18 protein-coding genes are annotated in these 17,680 nt (G+C 74.3%); 9 read left to right on the top strand and 9 right to left on the bottom strand.

Annotated features, from left to right (window positions below; genetic code table 11):
• Positions 1–102 precede the first annotated feature (102 nt).
• From ACI78T_RS06330 to ACI78T_RS06320, 3 genes are read left to right on the top strand one after another with little or no spacing between them, the layout of a single operon-like run.
• Positions 103–1,212, top strand: coding sequence for an ABC transporter permease (locus tag ACI78T_RS06330; RefSeq protein WP_456557234.1), 1,110 nt, complete (start codon positions 103–105; stop codon positions 1,210–1,212).
• Positions 1,212–2,273 carry an ABC transporter permease gene (locus tag ACI78T_RS06325; protein WP_456557233.1) on the top strand — a complete coding sequence of 354 codons (1,062 nt, stop codon included), beginning with the start codon at positions 1,212–1,214 and terminating at the stop codon, positions 2,271–2,273. Before ACI78T_RS06330 ends, ACI78T_RS06325 begins: the two co-directional genes overlap by 1 nt.
• On the top strand, positions 2,270–3,955 hold the full coding sequence (locus ACI78T_RS06320; RefSeq protein ID WP_456557232.1) for an ABC transporter ATP-binding protein: 1,686 nt from the start codon (positions 2,270–2,272) through the stop codon (positions 3,953–3,955). Before ACI78T_RS06325 ends, ACI78T_RS06320 begins: the two co-directional genes overlap by 4 nt.
• A 4-nt stretch (positions 3,956–3,959) precedes the next feature.
• Here ACI78T_RS06320 and ACI78T_RS06315 read toward each other — a convergent pair whose 3' ends face one another.
• On the bottom strand, positions 3,960–4,292 hold the full coding sequence (locus ACI78T_RS06315) for an antibiotic biosynthesis monooxygenase (protein ID WP_456557231.1): 333 nt from the start codon (positions 4,290–4,292) through the stop codon (positions 3,960–3,962).
• 61 nt (positions 4,293–4,353) lie between these two features.
• Between ACI78T_RS06315 and ACI78T_RS06310 the strand changes: the two genes are divergently transcribed.
• A complete protein-coding gene (locus tag ACI78T_RS06310; RefSeq protein ID WP_456557230.1) occupies positions 4,354–4,794 on the top strand; it encodes a MarR family winged helix-turn-helix transcriptional regulator in 441 nt (146 codons plus the stop codon).
• Positions 4,795–4,797: 3 nt separating this feature from the next.
• On the opposite strand, the gene ACI78T_RS06305 is transcribed toward ACI78T_RS06310, so the two are convergent.
• Positions 4,798–5,157: a Rieske (2Fe-2S) protein gene (locus ACI78T_RS06305; protein WP_456557229.1), complete on the bottom strand. Its 360-nt coding sequence runs from the start codon at positions 5,155–5,157 to the stop codon at positions 4,798–4,800.
• 103 nt (positions 5,158–5,260) lie between these two features.
• Here ACI78T_RS06305 and ACI78T_RS06300 point away from each other — a divergent pair, with 103 nt between their 5' ends.
• Entirely contained in the window at positions 5,261–7,378 is a 2,118-nt protein-coding gene (locus tag ACI78T_RS06300) for a TPM domain-containing protein (protein ID WP_456557228.1), read from the top strand.
• Here the strand turns inward: ACI78T_RS06300 and ACI78T_RS06295 are convergent.
• From ACI78T_RS06295 to ACI78T_RS06280, 4 genes are all read right to left on the bottom strand, one after another.
• Positions 7,335–8,195, bottom strand: coding sequence for a TauD/TfdA dioxygenase family protein (locus tag ACI78T_RS06295; RefSeq protein ID WP_456557227.1), 861 nt, complete (start codon positions 8,193–8,195; stop codon positions 7,335–7,337). The genes ACI78T_RS06300 and ACI78T_RS06295 overlap by 44 nt on opposite strands.
• A 25-nt stretch (positions 8,196–8,220) precedes the next feature.
• Complete coding sequence (locus ACI78T_RS06290; protein ID WP_456557226.1) at positions 8,221–9,039, bottom strand: ABC transporter ATP-binding protein; 819 nt, start codon at positions 9,037–9,039, stop codon at positions 8,221–8,223.
• Entirely contained in the window at positions 9,032–10,090 is a 1,059-nt protein-coding gene (locus tag ACI78T_RS06285) for a taurine ABC transporter substrate-binding protein (RefSeq protein ID WP_456557225.1), read from the bottom strand. Before ACI78T_RS06285 ends, ACI78T_RS06290 begins: the two co-directional genes overlap by 8 nt.
• 85 nt (positions 10,091–10,175) lie before the next feature.
• Positions 10,176–11,039: an ABC transporter permease gene (locus tag ACI78T_RS06280; protein WP_456557224.1), complete on the bottom strand. Its 864-nt coding sequence runs from the start codon at positions 11,037–11,039 to the stop codon at positions 10,176–10,178.
• A 298-nt stretch (positions 11,040–11,337) separates the two neighbouring features.
• On the opposite strand from ACI78T_RS06280, the gene ACI78T_RS06275 reads away from it, so the two are divergent.
• A complete protein-coding gene (locus ACI78T_RS06275) occupies positions 11,338–12,432 on the top strand; it encodes an LLM class flavin-dependent oxidoreductase (RefSeq protein ID WP_456557223.1) in 1,095 nt (364 codons plus the stop codon).
• A 74-nt stretch (positions 12,433–12,506) separates the two neighbouring features.
• Entirely contained in the window at positions 12,507–13,280 is a 774-nt protein-coding gene (locus ACI78T_RS06270) for a VOC family protein (protein WP_456557222.1), read from the top strand.
• Between the two features lie 10 nt (positions 13,281–13,290).
• Here ACI78T_RS06270 and ACI78T_RS06265 read toward each other — a convergent pair whose 3' ends face one another.
• The 3 genes from ACI78T_RS06265 to ACI78T_RS06255 are packed head-to-tail and all read right to left on the bottom strand — an operon-like array spanning position 13,291 to position 15,701.
• Entirely contained in the window at positions 13,291–13,719 is a 429-nt protein-coding gene (locus ACI78T_RS06265; RefSeq protein WP_456557221.1) for a PPOX class F420-dependent oxidoreductase, read from the bottom strand.
• Positions 13,719–14,687, bottom strand: coding sequence for a pirin family protein (locus ACI78T_RS06260; RefSeq protein ID WP_456557220.1), 969 nt, complete (start codon positions 14,685–14,687; stop codon positions 13,719–13,721). The genes ACI78T_RS06265 and ACI78T_RS06260 overlap by 1 nt, the downstream gene beginning before the upstream one ends.
• A gap of 9 nt (positions 14,688–14,696) precedes the next feature.
• On the bottom strand, positions 14,697–15,701 hold the full coding sequence (locus ACI78T_RS06255) for a pirin family protein (RefSeq protein WP_456557219.1): 1,005 nt from the start codon (positions 15,699–15,701) through the stop codon (positions 14,697–14,699).
• Positions 15,702–15,896: 195 nt separating this feature from the next.
• Here ACI78T_RS06255 and ACI78T_RS06250 point away from each other — a divergent pair, with 195 nt between their 5' ends.
• Positions 15,897–16,895: a methylenetetrahydrofolate reductase gene (locus tag ACI78T_RS06250; RefSeq protein WP_456557218.1), complete on the top strand. Its 999-nt coding sequence runs from the start codon at positions 15,897–15,899 to the stop codon at positions 16,893–16,895.
• Positions 16,892–17,671 (top strand): class I SAM-dependent methyltransferase, encoded by a 780-nt coding sequence (locus ACI78T_RS06245; RefSeq protein ID WP_456557217.1) that lies wholly within the window; start codon positions 16,892–16,894, stop codon positions 17,669–17,671. The genes ACI78T_RS06250 and ACI78T_RS06245 overlap by 4 nt, the downstream gene beginning before the upstream one ends.
• Positions 17,672–17,680: the final 9 nt, after the last annotated feature.

Here is a 17,680-nt window from a genome sequence, read left to right as displayed (position 1 = left end):
TCGCTCCTCCGCAGAACCGCAGGAGCACACTCCGACCCCGGGTGACCCGCAGCGCGGGCCACCCGGGGTCGGGCACGTACGGGGACGACACGAGCGGGAGAGATGACCACCACGACCACCGAGCTCACCGGCGGCGGTGCGGCTCCTGACGCAGCCCCCGTGGCGGCGCCGTCGAAGGGACGGCGCAGCGGCGGCGGGCTGGGCACCTACCTGCTGATCCGCTTCCTGCTGATCATCCCGACCGTGTTCATCCTGGTGACGACGGTCTTCTTCCTCATGCGCTCGACCGGTGACCCGATCACCGCGGCGCTGGGCGGCCGGCTCACCGGCGAGCAGCTGGCCGAGCGCGTGGCCGCGGCCGGCTACGACCGCCCGCTGCTCACCCAGTACCTCGAGTACCTCGGCAACGTCTTCACCGGCGACTTCGGGACCGCGATCAGCGACCGCCGCCCGGTCACCGAGATCCTCACGACCTTCGGGGCGGCCACGCTCGAGCTCGCCGTGTACGCGCTCCTGGTGGCCTTCGTCGTCGGCATCCCGCTCGGCCGGCTGGCCGCCTACCTGCGCGACAAGTGGCCCGACGCCGGTCTGCGGGTCTTCGCGATCCTCTGCTACGCCACCCCGGTCTTCTTCTTCGGGATGATCCTGAAGCTCGTCTTCGCGGTGAACCTGGGCTGGCTGCCGGTCGCCGGCCGCGCCTCGACCGGCGCGGAGATCCAGCTGCAGACGCTCGACGGCTCCACCGGGATCTACCTGATCGACGCCATCCGGCTCGGCGACGGCGAGGTCATCGCCGACGTCCTCGAGCACGCCGTCCTGCCTGCCATCGCGCTGGGCCTGCTCACCGCCGGCGTCTTCCTCCGGCTGGTGCGCACCAACGTCATCGGCACCCTCGGCATGGGCTACGTCGAGGCCGCCCGCTCCCGCGGGGTCGCCGAGCGACGGCTGCTCAAGAAGCACGCGTACCGGCCGGCGCTCATCCCGATCGTCACGGTCATCGGCCTGCAGATCGCCCTGCTGCTCGGCGGCGCGGTCCTCACCGAGACGACGTTCGAGTGGAAGGGCCTGGGCTTCCAGCTGGCCGAGTACCTGCAGGCCCGTGACTTCGTCGCCGTCCAGGGCATCGTCGTGCTGCTGGCGGTCATCGTCGCGGTCACCAACTTCATCGTCGACGTCATCGCGGCCCTGATCGACCCGCGGGTGAGGTACTGATGGCCACCACCACCGCCCCGGCGCCCCGCACCCGCGGCGGCTGGAAGAACCTGCCGGTCGTCCGCCAGCTGCGGCAGAGCGTCGGCCTGCAGCGCGGCATGCTGATCGCCGGCCTGGTGCTGTCGGGGATCTTCCTGATCTCGGCGATCTTCGCCCCGCTGCTGGCGCCCTACGAGTACAACCAGCTGCGCGACCCGTCCGGCGCGTTCGGCGCCCAGCAGGCGCCGTCGTCCGCGCACTGGCTCGGGACGACGGTCGGCGGCTACGACGTCCTGTCCCGGGTGATCTGGGGCTCGCGGACGGCGCTCTACGTCATCGTCGTCGCGATCGTGCTGTCGATCTTCCTGGGCGTGTTCCTCGGCCTGGTCTCCGGCTACTTCGGCGGCTGGCTGGACCGCGTCCTCATCGTCATCTGCGACGCGATCTACGCCTTCCCGACGCTGCTGCTGGCCATCGTGGTGGCCATCGCGATCAACGGCGGCCAGTCCAGCCTGCTCGGCGGCATCCTGGCGGCGGCGATCGCGATCACCGTCGTCTACATCCCGCAGTACTTCCGCGTCGTCCGCGCGGAGACGGTGCGGATCAAGAGCGAGGCGTTCGTCGAGTCGGCGAAGGTCATCGGCGCCGGCCACTGGCGGATCATGTCGCGGCACGTGCTGCGCAACGCGACCCGCACGCTGCCGCTGATCCTGACCCTCAACGCCTCCGAGGCCATCCTGACCCTCGCCGGCCTGGGCTTCCTCGGCTTCGGCATCGAGCCGACCGCGGCTGCCGAGTGGGGCTACGACCTCAACCGCGCGCTGGCCGACGTCTCCAGCGGCATCTGGTGGACCTCGGTGTTCCCCGGTCTGGCGATCGTCTGGGTCGTGCTCGGCCTGACCCTGGTCGGGGAGAGCCTGAACGACCTGGCCGACCCGCGGCTGCGCACCCGGCGCCGGGCGGCGGCGACGCCGGCCGACGTCGCGGAGACGACGGTCGTTCCCGGCGGCTCGCTGGACGCCGGCCCGGGTGGCCTGGCCGGTCTGGAAGGACCTGACGACGGAAGGCGGTACGACCAGTGACTGACGTCGTCGACATCGAGAACCTGTCGGTCAGCTTCGCGACCGACCTCGGCACCGTGGACGCCGTCCGCGGCGTCAGCCTCGGCGTCGCGGCCGGCGAGGTGCTGGCCATCGTGGGCGAGAGCGGCAGCGGGAAGACCGTCACCGCGCGCAGCATCCTGGGCCTGCTGCCCGAGACGGCGCTGACCCGCGGCGCGATCCTGCTGACCAGCAAGGACGGCGGGACGACGCAGGACGTCGTCCCGCTGACCGGTGCCGCCCTGGGCGAGGTCCGGGGCAGGGACGCCGCGATGGTGTTCCAGGAGCCGTCGACCGCGCTCAACCCGGTCTACCCGGTCGGCTGGCAGATCGCCGAGGGCCTGCGCGCGCACGGGAAGTACTCGAAGAAGGAGGCGCGGGAGAAGGCGATCGACGTGCTGCGCCGGGTGGGCATCCCCGACCCCGAGCACCGCGTCGACCACTACCCGCACCAGTTCTCCGGCGGGCAGAAGCAGCGCATCGTCATCGCCCAGGCGCTCGTGCTCGACCCCGGCGTGATCATCGCCGACGAGCCGACCACCGCCCTCGACGTCACGGTGCAGGCCGAGATCCTCGACCTGCTGCGCCGCTGCCGCGACGAGTTCGGCGCCGCCATCGTGCTCATCACGCACAACATGGGCGTCGTCGCCGACCTCGCCGACCGGGTCGCCGTCATGTACCAAGGGCGGATCGTCGAGCAGGCCGACGTCCGCACGCTGTTCTCCGCGCCGCAGGACCCGTACACGCAGCAGTTGCTGGCTGCCGTCCCGAAGCTCGGCTCGGGCCGGGCCCGCACGGAGGAGCGCGCGGCCGGCCGGTCGGCCGACTGGCACGGCGCGACGCCGGTCGTCGAGGCCCGCGACTTGCGGATCGTCTACCCCGGCCGGCTGCGCCAGCCGGACTTCGTGGCCGTGGACGGCGTCGACTTCGCCATCCGCCCCGGCGAGGTGCTGGGCCTGGTCGGGGAGAGCGGCAGCGGCAAGACCACCATCGGCCGGGCCATCGCCGGGCTGACCAAGGTCACCGGCGGCTCGCTGCAGGTGCTCGGCACGGAGATGAACGGCGTCAAGGAGAAGGCGTTCCGGCCGGTGCGAGAGCGCATCGGCTTCGTCTTCCAGGATCCGGCGTCCAGCTTCAACCCGCTGCTCACCATCGCCGAGGCGGTCGCCGAGCCGCTGGTCGTGCACAAGCGGGCGCGCGACGTCGGCGACGCCCGGACGCGGGTGGACGAGCTGCTCGAGCAGGTGCAGCTGCCCAAGGCGTTCGGTGACCGGTTCCCGCACGAGCTCTCCGGTGGTCAGCGGCAGCGCGCCAGCCTGGCCCGGTCGCTGGCGCTCGAGCCCGAGCTGCTCATCGCCGACGAGCCGACGTCCGCGCTCGACGTGTCGGTGCAGGCCCGCGTGCTGGAGCTCTTCGACGAGCTGCAGCGGGAGCACGGCTTCGCCTGCCTGTTCATCAGCCACGACCTCGCCGTCGTCGACCTGCTGGCCGACCGGATCGCGGTGCTCTACAAGGGCAAGCTGGTCGAGGAGGGCACGGGCGCCGAGGTGCTGGGCGCGCCGCGGCACCCGTACACGCAGCGGCTGCTGGCCTCCCTGCCCGTGCCCGATCCAGACGAGCAGGCCACCCGCCGAGGGGTCTGGGAGCAGCTGCGGCACGCCTGAGCGCTCAGGCCCGAAAGTCGGCGACCTGCTCGTAGTGCAGCGAGTGCTCGTCGAAGCGGGCCAGCAGCGCCCGGGCGGCGGGCGGGACGACGGAGCGGCGGGGGTCGCCGCCGGTGAACGCTGCCACGGCCGCGAGGTCGTCGAAGGTCATGGCGGTGAGCACCTCGCCGCCCGTGGCGGGGTCGAGCTCGTCCGGGTGCCGCCGGAGCACGGTCAGGCTCCGGAGCCCCGGGACGGCGCGGTCGAGGATGCCGGGCGCGATCGTCCCGGTCAGCAGCTGCTCGTACGCAGCGGTGTTCGCGGGCTCGGTCCAGCCGCGCCACAGTCGCAGGATCACGTCGTCCCTCCGTCCGTCCGGTGATGGCAGCACACTGCTCCCTTGACAGTATGCTGTCAACATGTCCGACGACCTGACGACGTACCGGCTGCTGATGGCCGACGTCTACGAGCTGGCCGGGGAGTCGCGGCGCACCAGCGAGGTGCTGGCCCGCGGGGAGGGCCAGACCACCGCGCGCTGGCACGTCCTCAGCGTCGTCTCCGACGGCCCGCGCACCGTGGCGTCGGCGGCCCGGCGGCTGGGACTGGCACGGCAGAGCGTGCAGCGCGTGGTCGACGACCTGGCCGCCGCGGGGCACGTGGAGCTGCGCCCGAACCCCGATCACGCCCGGGCGCCGCTGGTCGCGCTCACCGATACCGGGGGCGAGGCCCTGGGCCGGCTCGTCGCGGCGTCGGATGCCGACCGCGCGGGGGTGCTGCGGGTAGCCGGTGTCACCGTGGCCGAGATGGAGCAGGCGCGTGCCGTCGTCCGGCGGCTCGTGGCGGGACTGCGCGGGGCCTGACCGTCACTCCAGGACGACGTCGTCTCGCTGCCGGGTCGCCCGGCGCACGCGCAGGCGCGCGATCCGGCCGAGCAGCTCCACCAGCTGCGTGTAGCCCGGCGTCGGCCCGTGGTAGCCGAGGAAGCCCTTCGGCCCCTCGACCATCTCGCCGGTGCGGACGTCGTAGCGGCTCTGGTGCCAGGGGCACACCAGGCACCCGTCGGCGTCGATGCTGCCCTCGGACAGGTCGGCGAGCTGGTGCCGGCACCGCCGGGAGACCGCGAAGTACCTGTCGTCGCCCCGGTTGCCCACCGCCCAGTCGCCGACCCGGCGGACGGCGCCGGGGGGCAGGTCGGCGGCAGGCAGGCGGTCGGGCTCGGGCACGGGCGCTCCTCTGTTCGGACGGCGGACCGCCCCCTACCCCGCGCGACGGCGCCGGACGCCTGCCCCGTCGGTACTGTCGATCTCCCGACAGATGGAGGTGGCCGTGCGCCGGCTGTGCGTCGTCCTGGGTGCTTCGGCGCTGCTCGCCCTGCCGGCGGCGCCGGCGCTCGCGGAGGAGCCCTTCCGGCTCGACGAGCAGCTGGCCGACGAGGCGGGCGTCATCGACGACGAACCGCAGGTCGAGGCCGCGCTGGAGGAGCTGCAGACCGAGGACGGTGTCCAGCTCTTCGTCGTCACCGTCGACAGCTTCGACGGGGCGGACCCCGGCCAGTGGATGAACGCGACGGCGGACCTGTCGGGCCTGGGCGGGAACGACGGGATGCTCGCGATCGCGGTCGACGACGACAACTACGCCTTCGCCCTCCCGCGCAACGCCGACGTCTCCGCGAGCGAGGCCGACGAGCTGGCCGGCCAGGTGGTCGAGCCCGAGTTCTCGGAGGGGAACTGGGAGGCCGGCGTCGTCGCGTTCGCCGACATCGTGCGCACCGGCGAGGCGCCCGGTGGCGGGGACGGCGGCGGCGGGGGGCCACTCCTGGCCATCGGCGCCATCGCCGTGCTGGGTGGTGGCGCGTACCTCGTCTCCCGAGCGCGGCGGCGCAGGCGCGAGTCGCAGCCCCCGCCGGTGAAGCGGCTCGAGCGGCCCGACCCCTACGCGGGGGTGTCCACCGACGAGCTGCAGGGCCGGGCGAGCAGCGCCCTGCTCGAGCTGGACGAGGCGATGAAGACCTCGCAGCTCGACCTCGACTACGCCCGTGTCCAGTACGGCCCGGAGGCGGTCGTGGGCTTCGACCAGGCGCTGGCCACCTCCAAGGACGAGCTCGCCCGGGCGTTCATGATCCGCCAGCAGCTCGACGACGACGTGCCCGAGGACGAGCCGACCACCCGGCAGATGCTCGGCGAGATGCTGCAGCTGACCGGGGCCGCAGGCGCGCGCCTGGACGAGCAGGCCGGGGCGTTCGCGAAGCTGCGCGACCTGGAGAACACCGCGCCGCAGGTGCTCGACGCCCTCGGGCCGCGCATCGTCTCGCTGCACTCGCGGATCCCGCAGGAGGAGGAGCGCCTGGCCCAGCTGCAGCGGCGGTTCGCCGATTCCGCGCTGGCGCCGGTCGCCGACAATGTCACGGAGGCGCGCGCCCGGCTGGCCGCGGCCGAGCAGGAGGTCGAGGAGGCCCGGGCGGCGCTCGCGTCGAACGAGAAGGGCAGCGCGGTCGGTGACATCCGGGCAGCCGAGGACGCCGTCGCCCAGACGACCACGCTGCTGGACGCCGTCTCGCGCATGGCCGCCGACCTCGACTCCGCGGGTGCGCGGGTGGCCGCCGTCCGGGCCGAGACCGAGAAGGACCTGGCGGAGGCGCGCTCGCTGAGCAGCGGGGGCGACCGGAGCGGGCTGGGGCCGCAGGTCGCCCGCGCGGAGGCGGTCCTGGCCTCGGCGGACCAGCTCATGGCGGGGGAACGGCCGGACCCGCTCTCGGCGCTGCGCCAGCTGGAGGAGGCCGACATCGCGCTGGAGCAGGCGCTGACCGTCGCCCGCGACGCGCAGACGCAGAAGCGGCGGGCAGCGGCGGCCCTCGACCAGGCGGTGATGACCGCGCAGTCGACGATCGCGGCCGCCGCTGACTTCATCAGCACCCGCCGCGGCGCCGTGGGCCCGGAGGCGCGCACCCGGCTGGCGGAGGCGCAGCGCCGGCTCGACGTCGCCGTCGGCATGGGCCGAGACGACCCCATGACCGCCCTGCGGGAGGCGCACCAGGCGACGAACCTGGCGCAGTCGGCGCTCGACCGCGCGCAGGACGACGTCTCGAGCTGGGGCGGCGGCTACGGCGGCCCGGGTGGCTACGGCGGCGGCTTCGGTGGCGGCTACGGCCCCGGCCACCGGCGGGGCGGTGTCGACCTCGGCAGCCTGGTGCTCGGCGGCATCCTCATGGGCGGCGCCCGCGGTGGCGGCGGGTTCGGTGGCGGCTTCGGCGGCGGGGGCGGTGGCTTCGGCGGCGGCGGCCGCAGCGGCGGTGGCGGCTTCGGCGGCGGCGGCAGGGGGGGGGGGGGGGGGGGGGGGGGGGCGGGGGGGCCCCCCCCCCCCCCCCCCCCCCCCCCCCCCCCCCCCCCCCCCCCCCACCCCGTCAGCCCCGGGACGGCCCGACCGGCTCGTCCCCGCGGAACGTGATGCGGTGCATGATCCGGCGGAAGCTGCCGTAGTCGCGGTTGGCGTAGTGCAGCGTCGACCGGTTGTCCCACATCGCGACGTCCCCGGCGGTCCAGCGGTGCCGGACGATGTGCTCAGGCTTGGTCAGGTGCGCGTAGAAGAGGTCGAGCAGCCCGCGGCTCTCGAACTCCGACACCCCCGCGATGTGCGAGGTGAAGCCCGGGTTGACGAACAGGCTCCGCCGTCCGCTCTCGGGGTGCACCCGGACGACGGGGTGCTCGACCGGCTCCAGCCGGCGGTAGTCGTCGCCGTCCCAGCTGTTCCCGCCGCGCTGGGCCAGGTAGTAGCCGAACTCGCGGGTGCCGTCGTGGACGGCGGTCAGCTGGTCGGCCAGCTCGCGCACCGCCGGCGACAGGGAGAGGTAGGCGGCCTCGGCGTCGGCCCACTGGGTGTCGCCGCCCACCTCGGGCACCTGGACGGCGCGCAGGATCGAGCCGAGCGGTGGGCGGCGCACGAACGTCACGTCGGTGTGCCAGACGTCGGCGAAGCCGTTGTCCGCCGCGTCGAGGGCGTAGATCTCCGGGTGGTCCTCGTCGATGCCCTTCACCACGGGGTGCGAGGGGGTGAGCTCGCCGAGCCGGCGGCCCAGCAGCACCTGCGAGTCGGGGTCGAGCGACTGGCCGAAGAAGAACAGCACCTTGTGCTCGACCAGCGCCGCCCGGACGGCGGCCAGCGTCGCGTCGTCGGCGGTGACCAGGTCGACGCCGGTCACGCGGGCGCCGTGGAAGGTGCCGAGCCGCTCGAGCGTGAGGGTCGGCGTGGGGACGGTGAGGGTCATAGGGTCCTCCTGTGCGGTGGGTGGGTCAGCGGGCGACGGAACGGACGGCGGCGCCGATCTCGGCGCGGTAGGCGGCGTACTCGGGCAGGCCGCGCAGCTCGTCGGCGGTCAGGCCGGTGCGCGGCAGCTCGACAGGGATGTCGAGCGCGACGGTGCCGGGCGCGGCGGTCAGCACCACCACGCGCGAGGCCAGGAACACCGCCTCGTCGACGCTGTGGGTCACGAAGACCGACGTGGTGCCGGTGCGGTTGCCGACGTCGCGGACGTCCTCCTGCAGGCGCTCGCGGGTCAGCGCGTCGAGCGCGGCGAACGGCTCGTCGAGCAGCAGCAGGGGCCGCTCGCCGGCCAGCGCCCGGGCGATCGCGACCCGTTGCTGCTGACCGCCGGAGATCTCCCAGGTGCGGCGGCCGGCGGTGCCGGACAGCCCGACGCGGTCGAGCAGCTCGGCGGCGCGCTCCGTGCGCTCCGGCCGCGGGACGCCGGCCAGCCCGAGGGCCAGCTCGACGTTGCCGCCGACGGTCCGCCAGGGGAACAGCCGCGCCTGCTGGAACACCACCCCGGCCTGGCGGCCCGGCTCGGGCGCCTCCCCGCCGACGAGGACCTCGCCGTGGGTGGGGCGCTCGAACCCGGCGAGCAGCCGGAGCAGGGTGCTCTTGCCGCAGCCGGACGGGCCGACCAGCATCAGGAACTCCCCAGCGGGGACCTCCAGCGACACCGGCCCGAGGGCGCTGACCCGCGACGCCCCGCGGCCGTACTCGTGGCCGACGTCCCGGATCGAGAGGGCGGCCCCGCCGCCCGGGGTGCGCTGGGCACCCCGGGCGACGGCTCCGGTCGCGCTACTCATCGCGGACGTCGTCCTCGAGACCCTCGCGGTAGATGGCCTTCTCGAACACCTCGACGTCGGGCGCCGACGGGATCTGCTGCTGGCCGACGAGGAACTTCGCGGCGTCCTGCAGGTTGACCGCCAGGTTGCCGGGCTCATCCGCCGTGCCGAGCCACTCGGCGGTCGGCTGGTCGGCCGGGTCGAGGAAGACGCCCTGCGAGAGCTGCTCGGCCGCCGCCTCCGGCTCGATGCCGAGCTGCCGGCCGACGGCCGCCGCGGCGGCGTCCGGGTCGTCGGCGATCAGCCGCAGCGCCCGCGCCTGCACCTTCCGCCAGGCGGAGATGGCGTCCGGGTGCTCCTCGATGAACGCGGTCGAGGCCACGCCCAGGTCCAGGGTCGGCTTGCCGTCACCGGCCAGCTCGCGGCTGGTCACCAGGACGGTGCCCGTCTGCGAGATCTCCGCCAGCGACGGCAGCCAGGTGTAGGCCGCGTCGATGTCGCCCCGGCTCCAGGCGGCGATGATGTCCTGCGGCTGCAGGTCCAGGAAGGTCACCGTCGAGCTGTCCACCCCGGCCCGGTCCAGCGCGGCCAGCAGGCTGTAGTGCGCGGTCGAGGCGAACGGCGTCGCGACCTTCTTGCCCGCCAGGTCGGCGAGGTCGGTGATGCCGCTGCCGTCCCGGGCGACCAGGGCCTCGTTGTCGCCGGCGACGTCGAGGATCCAGGTGACCTGGTAGGGGATGTTCAGCGGCGCGGAGAGCCCGCGGGCCACCGGGCTGGAGCCGATCGCGGCGATGTCGACCGAGTCGCCGACGAACGCGGTGTTGATGCTGGCGCCGGAGTCGAACTTGCTCCACTCGATGTCGTAGTCGGGCAGGGCCTCCTCGAGCCAGCCCTGGTCCTTCACGATCAGGTCGCCGCTCGGGAACGCCTGGTAGGCGATCCGGATGGTGCCGCCGCCGGACTCGTCGCCGGCCGCGTCGGCGGACTCGGAGCCGCAGGCGGCGAGGGCGCCGGCGAGGGTGGTCAGGGCGAGGGCGGCAGCCAGGCGGCGCCAGCCGCGGGGCGGGGTCATGTCTCTTCCTTCTCTCGGTGTCAGGGCAGCCGGGGACGGCGACCCCGGGTCGGGGGGGTGGTGCGTCAGGGGGAGGTGAGCGGCGTCAGCCGCGGCCGCGCCAGGGCAGCAGCCGGCGCTCGATCGCGCGCAGGCAGCCGTCGATCGCCAGGCCGGAGAGGCCGATCGCGAACAGCCCGAGGATCACGACGTCGGACTGCAGGTAGGTCTGGGCGTCGCGGATCATGCCGCCGATGCCGGGCAGGCCGTTGACCGTCTCGGCCGCCACCAACGACGAGTAGGCGATGCCGACGGCCAGGCGGATGCCGGTGAAGATCTCCGGCAGCGCGGACGGGAGCACGACGGTGGTCGTCGTCCGCCACCCCCGGGCGCCCATCGCCCGGGCCGCCTCGACCAGCGTGGCCGGCGCCCCGACCACCGCGGCGGCCGTGGCGACGGCGACCGGCGGCATCGCCGCGATGGCGAGCAGCCAGATCTTGGGCGACTCCTCGATGCCGAACCAGATGATCAGCAGGCTGAAGTAGGCCAGCGGCGGCAGCGCCCGCAGGAACGTCACCCACGGCTCAACGACGACGCGGACCCAGGGGAGCGTGCCCATGAGCAGCCCGACCACCAGGCCGGCGGCGATCCCGAACAGCGAGCCGAGACCGATCCGGCCGAGGCTGATCGCGAGGTGCTCCCAGAGGTAGCGGCCCTGGTAGCCGACGACGCCGTCGTGCACCGTCGACGTCCGGATCAGCGCCTCCCAGACGTCACCGGGCGAGGGCAGCAGGACCGGGCTCCATACCTCGAGGGCGTACAGCAGCTGCCACAGCCCGAGGAGGGCCAGCGTGGCGAGAACGCGGACGCCGACGCGCCGCCACCGGCCGGAGCCGGTGCGGGCGGGGGCCGGCAGGGGTGGCGTCCCGACCGAGGTCTCGACGGCAGGTGCGGTGAGCAGGGTGGACACGGGTGCGCTCCGGAGCAGGGGACGACGACGTCGTCCTTGGGGGGTGCGCCTCGACGAGGCGCGGGACCTGGCTCAGGCAGCGCGACAGAGGGCGCTCGAGAGGCGCCCGTGGTCGACCGTGCGGCGGGAGGTGAGCAGGCGGGCAGCCATGGCGCACCTCCGTCCGGTTCGCGGGGCGGGTGCCCCGGGGTCGACGACGGCGGACGTTAGAGGTTCCACGGCTATCCCGTCAAATCCCATCGACTTGATGTGGTTTGCTGGGTCCGTTCCCCTCCTGTCAGGTCTGCGAGGTCCCGCCGTGCAGTTCCACTGGTTCCTGCCCACCCGGGGCGACGGCCGCGAGGTCGCGCCAGCGACGGTCGTCACCGGCACCGCCGCATCGGCCTTGAGCCGGCCGGCGACCCTGGGCTACCTGGGGTCGGTGGCGCGCGCGGCCGAGCAGTCCGGGTTCACCGGGGTGCTCACGCCGGTGGGTGCCGGGTGCCCCGATCCCTGGGTGGTCTGCTCGGCGCTGATCGGTCTCACCGAGCGCCTGGAGTTCCTGGTCGCGCTCCGGCCGGGCTTCGCGCTCCCGACGTTGGTGGCGCAGCAGGCGGCCACCTTCCAGGAGCTCAGCGGCGGGCGGCTGCGGCTGAACGTCGTCACCGGCGGCGACCCGGGGGAGCAGCGCGCGTTCGGCGACTTCCTCGACCACGACGCCCGCTACGCCCGCACCGGGGAGTTCCTCGAGGTGCTGCGCCGGTCGTTCTCGGGCGAGCCCTTCGACTTCGCCGGGCAGCACGTGCGGGTCGAGGGTGCCGATCTCGCCGTCCCCGGCACGTTGCCGCGCATCTACCTGGGTGGGGCGTCGGCGCCGGCCGAGGACGTCTCCGCCCGCCTCGTCGACACCTACCTGACGTGGGGCGAGCCGCCGTCCATGGTGGCCGCCCGGCTCGACCGGCTGCGGGAGAAGGCGGCCGCCGCCGGCCGGGAGCTGCGCTTCGGCATCCGGCTGCACGTGCTCAGCCGCGACACCACGGAGGAGGCGTGGGCCGAGGCCGACCGGATGCTGGCCGGGATGTCGCCGCAGTCGATCGCGGCGACGCAGGAGCGCTTCGCGCGGATGGACTCGGTCGGGCAGGCGCGGATGGCGTCGCTGCACGGCGGGCGGACGCCCGACGGCGCGCGGGCGCTCGAGGTGGCGCCCAACCTCTGGGCCGGCATCGGGCTGGTGCGGGAGGGCGCGGCCACCGCGCTGGTCGGCAGCCACGAGCAGGTGGCCGAGCGCGTCGAGGAGTACGCCCGCCTGGGCTTCGACGAGTTCATCCTCTCCGGCTACCCGCACCTGGAGGAGGCGTGGCGGGTGGGCGAGGAGGTCCTGCCGCTCGTCGGCCACCGGTTGCTGGCCGCCTGACTCACGGGCCCCTGGGAACTGTCGCACCCCGGTGGCACCGTGACCGGCCTCACGCACATCCGGAGGAGGAAGCGATGCCCACTCGCGACGCACCCTGGCCCGACGGCACCCCGTGCTGGATCGACATCGGCGTCCCCGACGTCGACGCGGCGAAGGCGTTCTACACGGCCCTGTTCGGCTGGGAGTACACCGGCGGCGACCCCGAGTTCGGCGGCTACCTGAACGCCACGCTCCAGGGCCGAACGGTGGCCGGCATGGGTCCGCAGCAGGACCCGGACGACCCGCCCAAGTGGATGACGTACTTCGCCGGGGCGGACGCGGGTGCGTTCGCCACCAGGATCCGCGACGCCGGCGGGCAGATCCTCGTGGAACCGATGGAGGTCGGTCCGATGGGGACCTTCGTGATCGCCCGCGACCCGCAGGGGTACGCCTTCGGGGTCTGGCAGGCCGGCACGCACACGGGCGCCCAGCTGCACAACGAACCCGGTGCGCTGGCGTGGAACGAGGAGATGACCGAGGACGCGGCCGCGGCCCGCGGCTTCTACTCCGCCGTCTTCGGGTTCCGCTTCGACGAGCTGCCGCCGGGGCAGGCCGAGGAGGGCATGGACTACACGACCTTCAGCACCGGCGGGAACCCGCTGGGTGGGCTGGGGGCAGCCGATCCGAGCATGCCCAAGGGATGGCTGACCTGCTTCTCGGTCGCCTCGACCGACGAGGCGGTGGCCACGGTGGAGTCCCACGGCGGCAAGGTCGTCATGGCGCCGATGGACACGCCCTTCGGGCGCTTCGCGATCGTCGAGGACCCGTGGGGCGCGCCCTTCGAGGTGATGCAGAACCCGCCCGGGTGACGGCGGCCGGTCAGCTCCGCAGCTGGCCGTAGGCGTGCTCGGGGCGGAACCGGACGACGAGACGCCGGTCGGCCACCATGGCCGACCGGTACTCGTCCCAGTCCTCGTGCTCGCCGCTGACGCCGCGGTAGTAGGTGATCAGCTCCTCGACGGTGGCGTCGTGCGGATCGGCGGCGACCGGCGTGAGCTCGGCCGTGCCCTCGACGGCGACCCAGGTCCAGAAGTCGCGTGAGGCGACGTGGAGCGTGACGCGCGGGTCGCGCTCGAGGTTGCGGGTCTTGGCGCGGTCGGCGGTCACCGAGACGCGCACCAGGTCCTCGGCGGCGTCGTACGCGTAGCCGACGTTGGACAGCTGCGGGCGGCCGTCGCGCTTGACCGTGGCCAGCACGCCCCAGCGGTTCTCCGCGACGAACGCGAGCATGCGCGGGTCGGCCGCCACTAGCGGACCCGGCCGCGGGCCTTGAGCGGCATGGCCGGCAGCGCCGGTGCCGGCAGCCGGTCACCGTCGAAGCCGACGACGACGCCGAAGCGGTCGTCCTCGGCGTTCCAGAGCTCGGCGTACTCGGCGATCTCCTCGCCCGTGCGGCCGACGAAGTTCCACCACATGACCAGCTGCTCCTCGAACGGCTCCCCGCCGAGCAGCAGGAGGCTGGCCGCCTCCTCCGCCTGCAGCCGCAGGGTCCGCCGCCCGGTGCCGAGGTAGAGCATCGAGCCGTGCGCCACCGGCGCGCCCTCGACGGTGGCCGAGCCGCCCGCGGCCAGCACGGCATACTCGAAGTCCGGCTCCAGCCGCAGCTCGACGTCGGCGCCGGGGGTCAGCTTGAGGTCGGCGCCCACGAGCGGGCTGTAGGCGGTGCCGGGGGACGTGGCGCCGCCGACCGAGCCCATGAGCACCGTCGTCGTCAGCCCGTCGGAGGTGAAGCCGGGCAGCGTGGCGTGGTGCTCGAAGTGCGGGGCCACCTCCCGGTGCGCGTCCGGGAGCGCCACCCACAGCTGGGCGCCGTGCAGGTAGCGCGGGTGCACGACCGGCGACTGCTCGGAGTGCGCGATACCGTGCCCGGCCGTCATCAGGGCCAGCTGGCCGGGGCCGAACACCACGTCGCTGCCGACGGAGTCGCGGTGGTGCACCTCGCCCTCGAGCAGCCACGACACCGTCTGCAGCCCGGTGTGCGGGTGCGGCGCGACCTGCATGCCGGCGGAGGTGGTGACGTCGTCCGGGCCGTAGTGGTCGACGAACGCCCAGGCGCCGACCATGCGCCGTCCCAGCGTCGGGAGCAGCCGCCGGACGCGCGTGCTCTCGCCGAGCAGCACCTCCTTGCCGGGCAGCAGGTCCAGCGCCGGGCCGGCCGGCGTCGCCTCCAGGCCGCCCATCTCGCGGGCGGCCGGGCGGCGGTCGAGGTTGCTCATGGGATCCCCCTAGGCGTCCTGGTCAGTCTCGCCCCGGACGTCCTCGTGCGGAACTCGCCGGCCGTAACTCGCCGGGATCGACCCGAGGCGCCCGGCCTGGAAGTCGGTGAAGGCGTCCATGACCTCCTGCCGGGTGTTCATGACGAACGGCCCGTACATGGCGATCGGCTCGCGGATCGGGGCGCCGCCGAGGACGACCACGTCCAGCGCCGGGGTGCGCGACTCCTGGTGGACCGCGCCGTTGATGGTCACCGTGTCGCCGGGTCCGAGGACGGCGAGCTGCCCGGTGCGGACGGGAGCCCCGTCGATGCCGACGGAGCCCGCGCCGGAGAGAACGTAGACCAGCGCGTTGAAGTCCCGCCGCCACGGCAGGTCGAGGGTGGCACCGGGGGAGACGGTCGCGTGGACCATCGCCATGGGCGTGTACGTGGAGCCGGGGCCGACGTGGCCGGCGACGTCACCGGCGATGACCCGCAGCAGGGCGCCGGCGTCGGGGCTGGCGAGCAGCACCGACTCGTTGGCGCGCAGGTCCTGGTAGCGCGGCTCGACCCACTTCTGCGCGCGGGGCAGGTTCACCCACAGCTGCAGCCCGTGGAACAGCCCGCCGCTGACGACCAAGTGCTCCGGCGGCCGCTCGATGTGCAGGACGCCGCCGCCCGCGGTCATCCACTGGGTGTCGCCGTTGCTGATCGTGCCGCCACCGCCGTGGGAGTCGGCGTGCTCGAAGGTGCCGTCGATGATGTAGGTGACGGTCTCGAAGCCGCGGTGCGGGTGCCAGCTGGTGCCCTTCGGCTCACCCGGGGCGTACTCGACCTCGCCCATCTGGTCCATGTGGATGAACGGGTCGAGGTCGCGGAGGTCGACGCCGGCGAACGCGCGGCGGACCGGGAAGCCCTCGCCCTCGAACCCGGACGGCGCGGTCGTGACCGAGCGGGTCCGGCGGCGGACGGTCCCGGGAGCGGGCACCGGGACGCGGGCCAGGGTGGTGGTGTCCTCGACGGTCACGGCAGGCATGCCGGCCTCCTGGGTTGAGAGTTCAACTAGTGGCGACGGTAACCCCCGCGGCCCGCTTTGTCTTCCCCCTCCGCCGCGCCTCTGCCGAGATCGCGCGATCTCGGCGCTTCGAAGGGGCTGATGTGCCGAGATCCCGTGATCTCGGCACGTCGGGGTGGGGTTTCGGCGCACCCACGGTCCGGGCAGGGGCGACGCATGGAGCCCGAGTCGACCGTCGCCGGGCGGCTCGGCTGCCCGAAGCGGATGGTGTTCGGGCCCTGCGGCGGCGTGCGCGAGGACGAGCGCTGCGAGCTGGCCCAGCACCGGTGCGTCTTCCTCGACACGCCGCTCGTCCGGTGGTCCGGACCGCCGGCACCCGCTCGCTCCGTCCCAGTTCCCGTGGTGCTCACCGACCTGTCGGTCCCCGCGTTCGACCTCGCGGCGGTGCGCCGGATCGTCGGCGTCCTGGCGCCGGAGTCGGACGGCCTGCTGCTGGGGGAGCACGCCAACCGCCCGGACTTCCCGCCGACCATGCTGGCCGCGGAGGCCATCGGGGCTGGCGCCCGGTTGTGGACGACGTTGGCGTGCCGCGACCGCAACCGCGTCGTCCTCGAGCAGGAGCTGGCCGGCCTGGCCTCGCTGGGCGTCGACGGGGTCCTCTGCGTGACGGGGGACGGCCGCGGGCCAGGCGTGCGGGCGGGCACCAGCCAGGTGTTCGACCTCGACGGGGTGCGCCTCGCCGCACTGGCCGCGGAGCGCGGGCTGACGGTCGCCGTCCCCGAGTCGCCCGAGGCACCGCCGGTCGACCTCCGGCCGGCGCGGGTGGCGGAGAAGCAGCGGGCGGGCGCGCAGCTGTGCGTGCTCAACCACGTCAGCAGCCCGGCGCGGGCGGCGTCGTTCGTCGCCGCGGCGCGGGCGGCCGGCGCGACGCTGCCGTTCGTCGCCGGTGTCGCCGTCTACACCGACGAGCGCTCGGCGCGCGTGCTCCAGCGGTTCCCCGGCCTGCACCTGGACGACGACGTCGTCGAGCGGGTGCTCGCCGCGCCGGACCCGCGGGAGGCGGGCATCGCGGCCGCGGTCGCGGAGGCGCGGGCGCTGCTCGCCGTCCCCGGCGTCGTGGGCGTCAACCTGTCGGGCCTGGCCTCCGACCGGGGCGAGGACGACGGCGCGCACATCAAGGCCGAGGTGGCCGCACGACTGAGAGGGAGTCCGTGAGCGAGCTCGAGAGCGAGGCGATGGAGGCGGAGTTCGACACCGTCGCCGCCTGGACCGAGGAGGCCGTGCGCGCGCTCGGTCCCGAGTACGCGATCCCGGCGGGGTGCCGGGGCAGCGGCAGCGAGGGGGCGCTGCGCTGGCTCGCCGACCGGCTGGACCTGAGGCCGACCACCCGGCTGCTCGACGACGGGGCCGGGGTAGGCGGCCCCGCCGGGTGGCTGGCGGCCGAGCGGGGGGTGCGGCCGGTGTGCGCCGAGCCGATGGCAGCCGCGGTGCACGCCGGCCGGCGCCTCTTCGGGCTGCCGTCGGCTGTGGCCATGTCGCAGCACCTGCCGTTCGCGGCAGGATCGTTCGACGCCGCCTGGTGCCTCGGCGTCATGTGCACGACGTCGGACAAGGTGGGCCTGCTGTCGGAGCTGCGCCGGGTGCTGGTCCCCGGAGCCCGGCTCGGCCTGCTGGTGTTCGTGGCCACCGGCCCGCTGCCGCCGCCCCTGCCCGACGGGAACGAGTTCCCGGACGAGAGTGAGCTCCTCGACCTGCTGGACCGGGCCGGCTTCGAGCTCGAGGAGACCGGCGTGGCCGACCTCTCCGACAGCCCGGCGGACTGGCTGGAGCGGGCCGACGCGGTGGACGCGGAGGTGGAGCGCCGGCACGGGGACCGCCCGGAGTTCGCCCAGGCGCGCGAGAACGCCCACCGGGTGGGCCGGCTCATCTCGCGCGGTGCGCTGCGGCCGTGGCTGGGCATCGCCCGTGCTCGCGATGGCAGGGCGCGCTGACCCTTCGAC

The sequence above is a fragment of the Blastococcus sp. SYSU D00922 genome (assembly GCF_054050495.1).
Note: the sequence above shows the minus strand (reverse complement) of the source record. Positions and strands in the feature narration are given on the sequence as shown.

Excerpts from the sequence above, each read along its gene's own strand:
- ACI78T_RS06310 (WP_456557230.1), top strand. The coding sequence starts at position 4,354 with ATGTCCGACGACCTGACGACGTACCGGCTGCTGATGGCCGACGTCTAC.
- ACI78T_RS06285 (WP_456557225.1), bottom strand. The coding sequence starts at position 10,090 with ATGACCCCGCCCCGCGGCTGGCGCCGCCTGGCTGCCGCCCTCGCCCTG.
- ACI78T_RS06330 (WP_456557234.1), top strand. The coding sequence starts at position 103 with ATGACCACCACGACCACCGAGCTCACCGGCGGCGGTGCGGCTCCTGAC.
- ACI78T_RS06270 (WP_456557222.1), top strand. The coding sequence starts at position 12,507 with ATGCCCACTCGCGACGCACCCTGGCCCGACGGCACCCCGTGCTGGATC.
- ACI78T_RS06250 (WP_456557218.1), top strand. The coding sequence starts at position 15,897 with ATGGAGCCCGAGTCGACCGTCGCCGGGCGGCTCGGCTGCCCGAAGCGG.
- ACI78T_RS06295 (WP_456557227.1), bottom strand. The coding sequence starts at position 8,195 with ATGACCCTCACCGTCCCCACGCCGACCCTCACGCTCGAGCGGCTCGGC.
- ACI78T_RS06260 (WP_456557220.1), bottom strand. The coding sequence starts at position 14,687 with ATGAGCAACCTCGACCGCCGCCCGGCCGCCCGCGAGATGGGCGGCCTG.
- ACI78T_RS06325 (WP_456557233.1), top strand. The coding sequence starts at position 1,212 with ATGGCCACCACCACCGCCCCGGCGCCCCGCACCCGCGGCGGCTGGAAG.
- ACI78T_RS06255 (WP_456557219.1), bottom strand. The coding sequence starts at position 15,701 with ATGCCTGCCGTGACCGTCGAGGACACCACCACCCTGGCCCGCGTCCCG.
- ACI78T_RS06290 (WP_456557226.1), bottom strand. The coding sequence starts at position 9,039 with ATGAGTAGCGCGACCGGAGCCGTCGCCCGGGGTGCCCAGCGCACCCCG.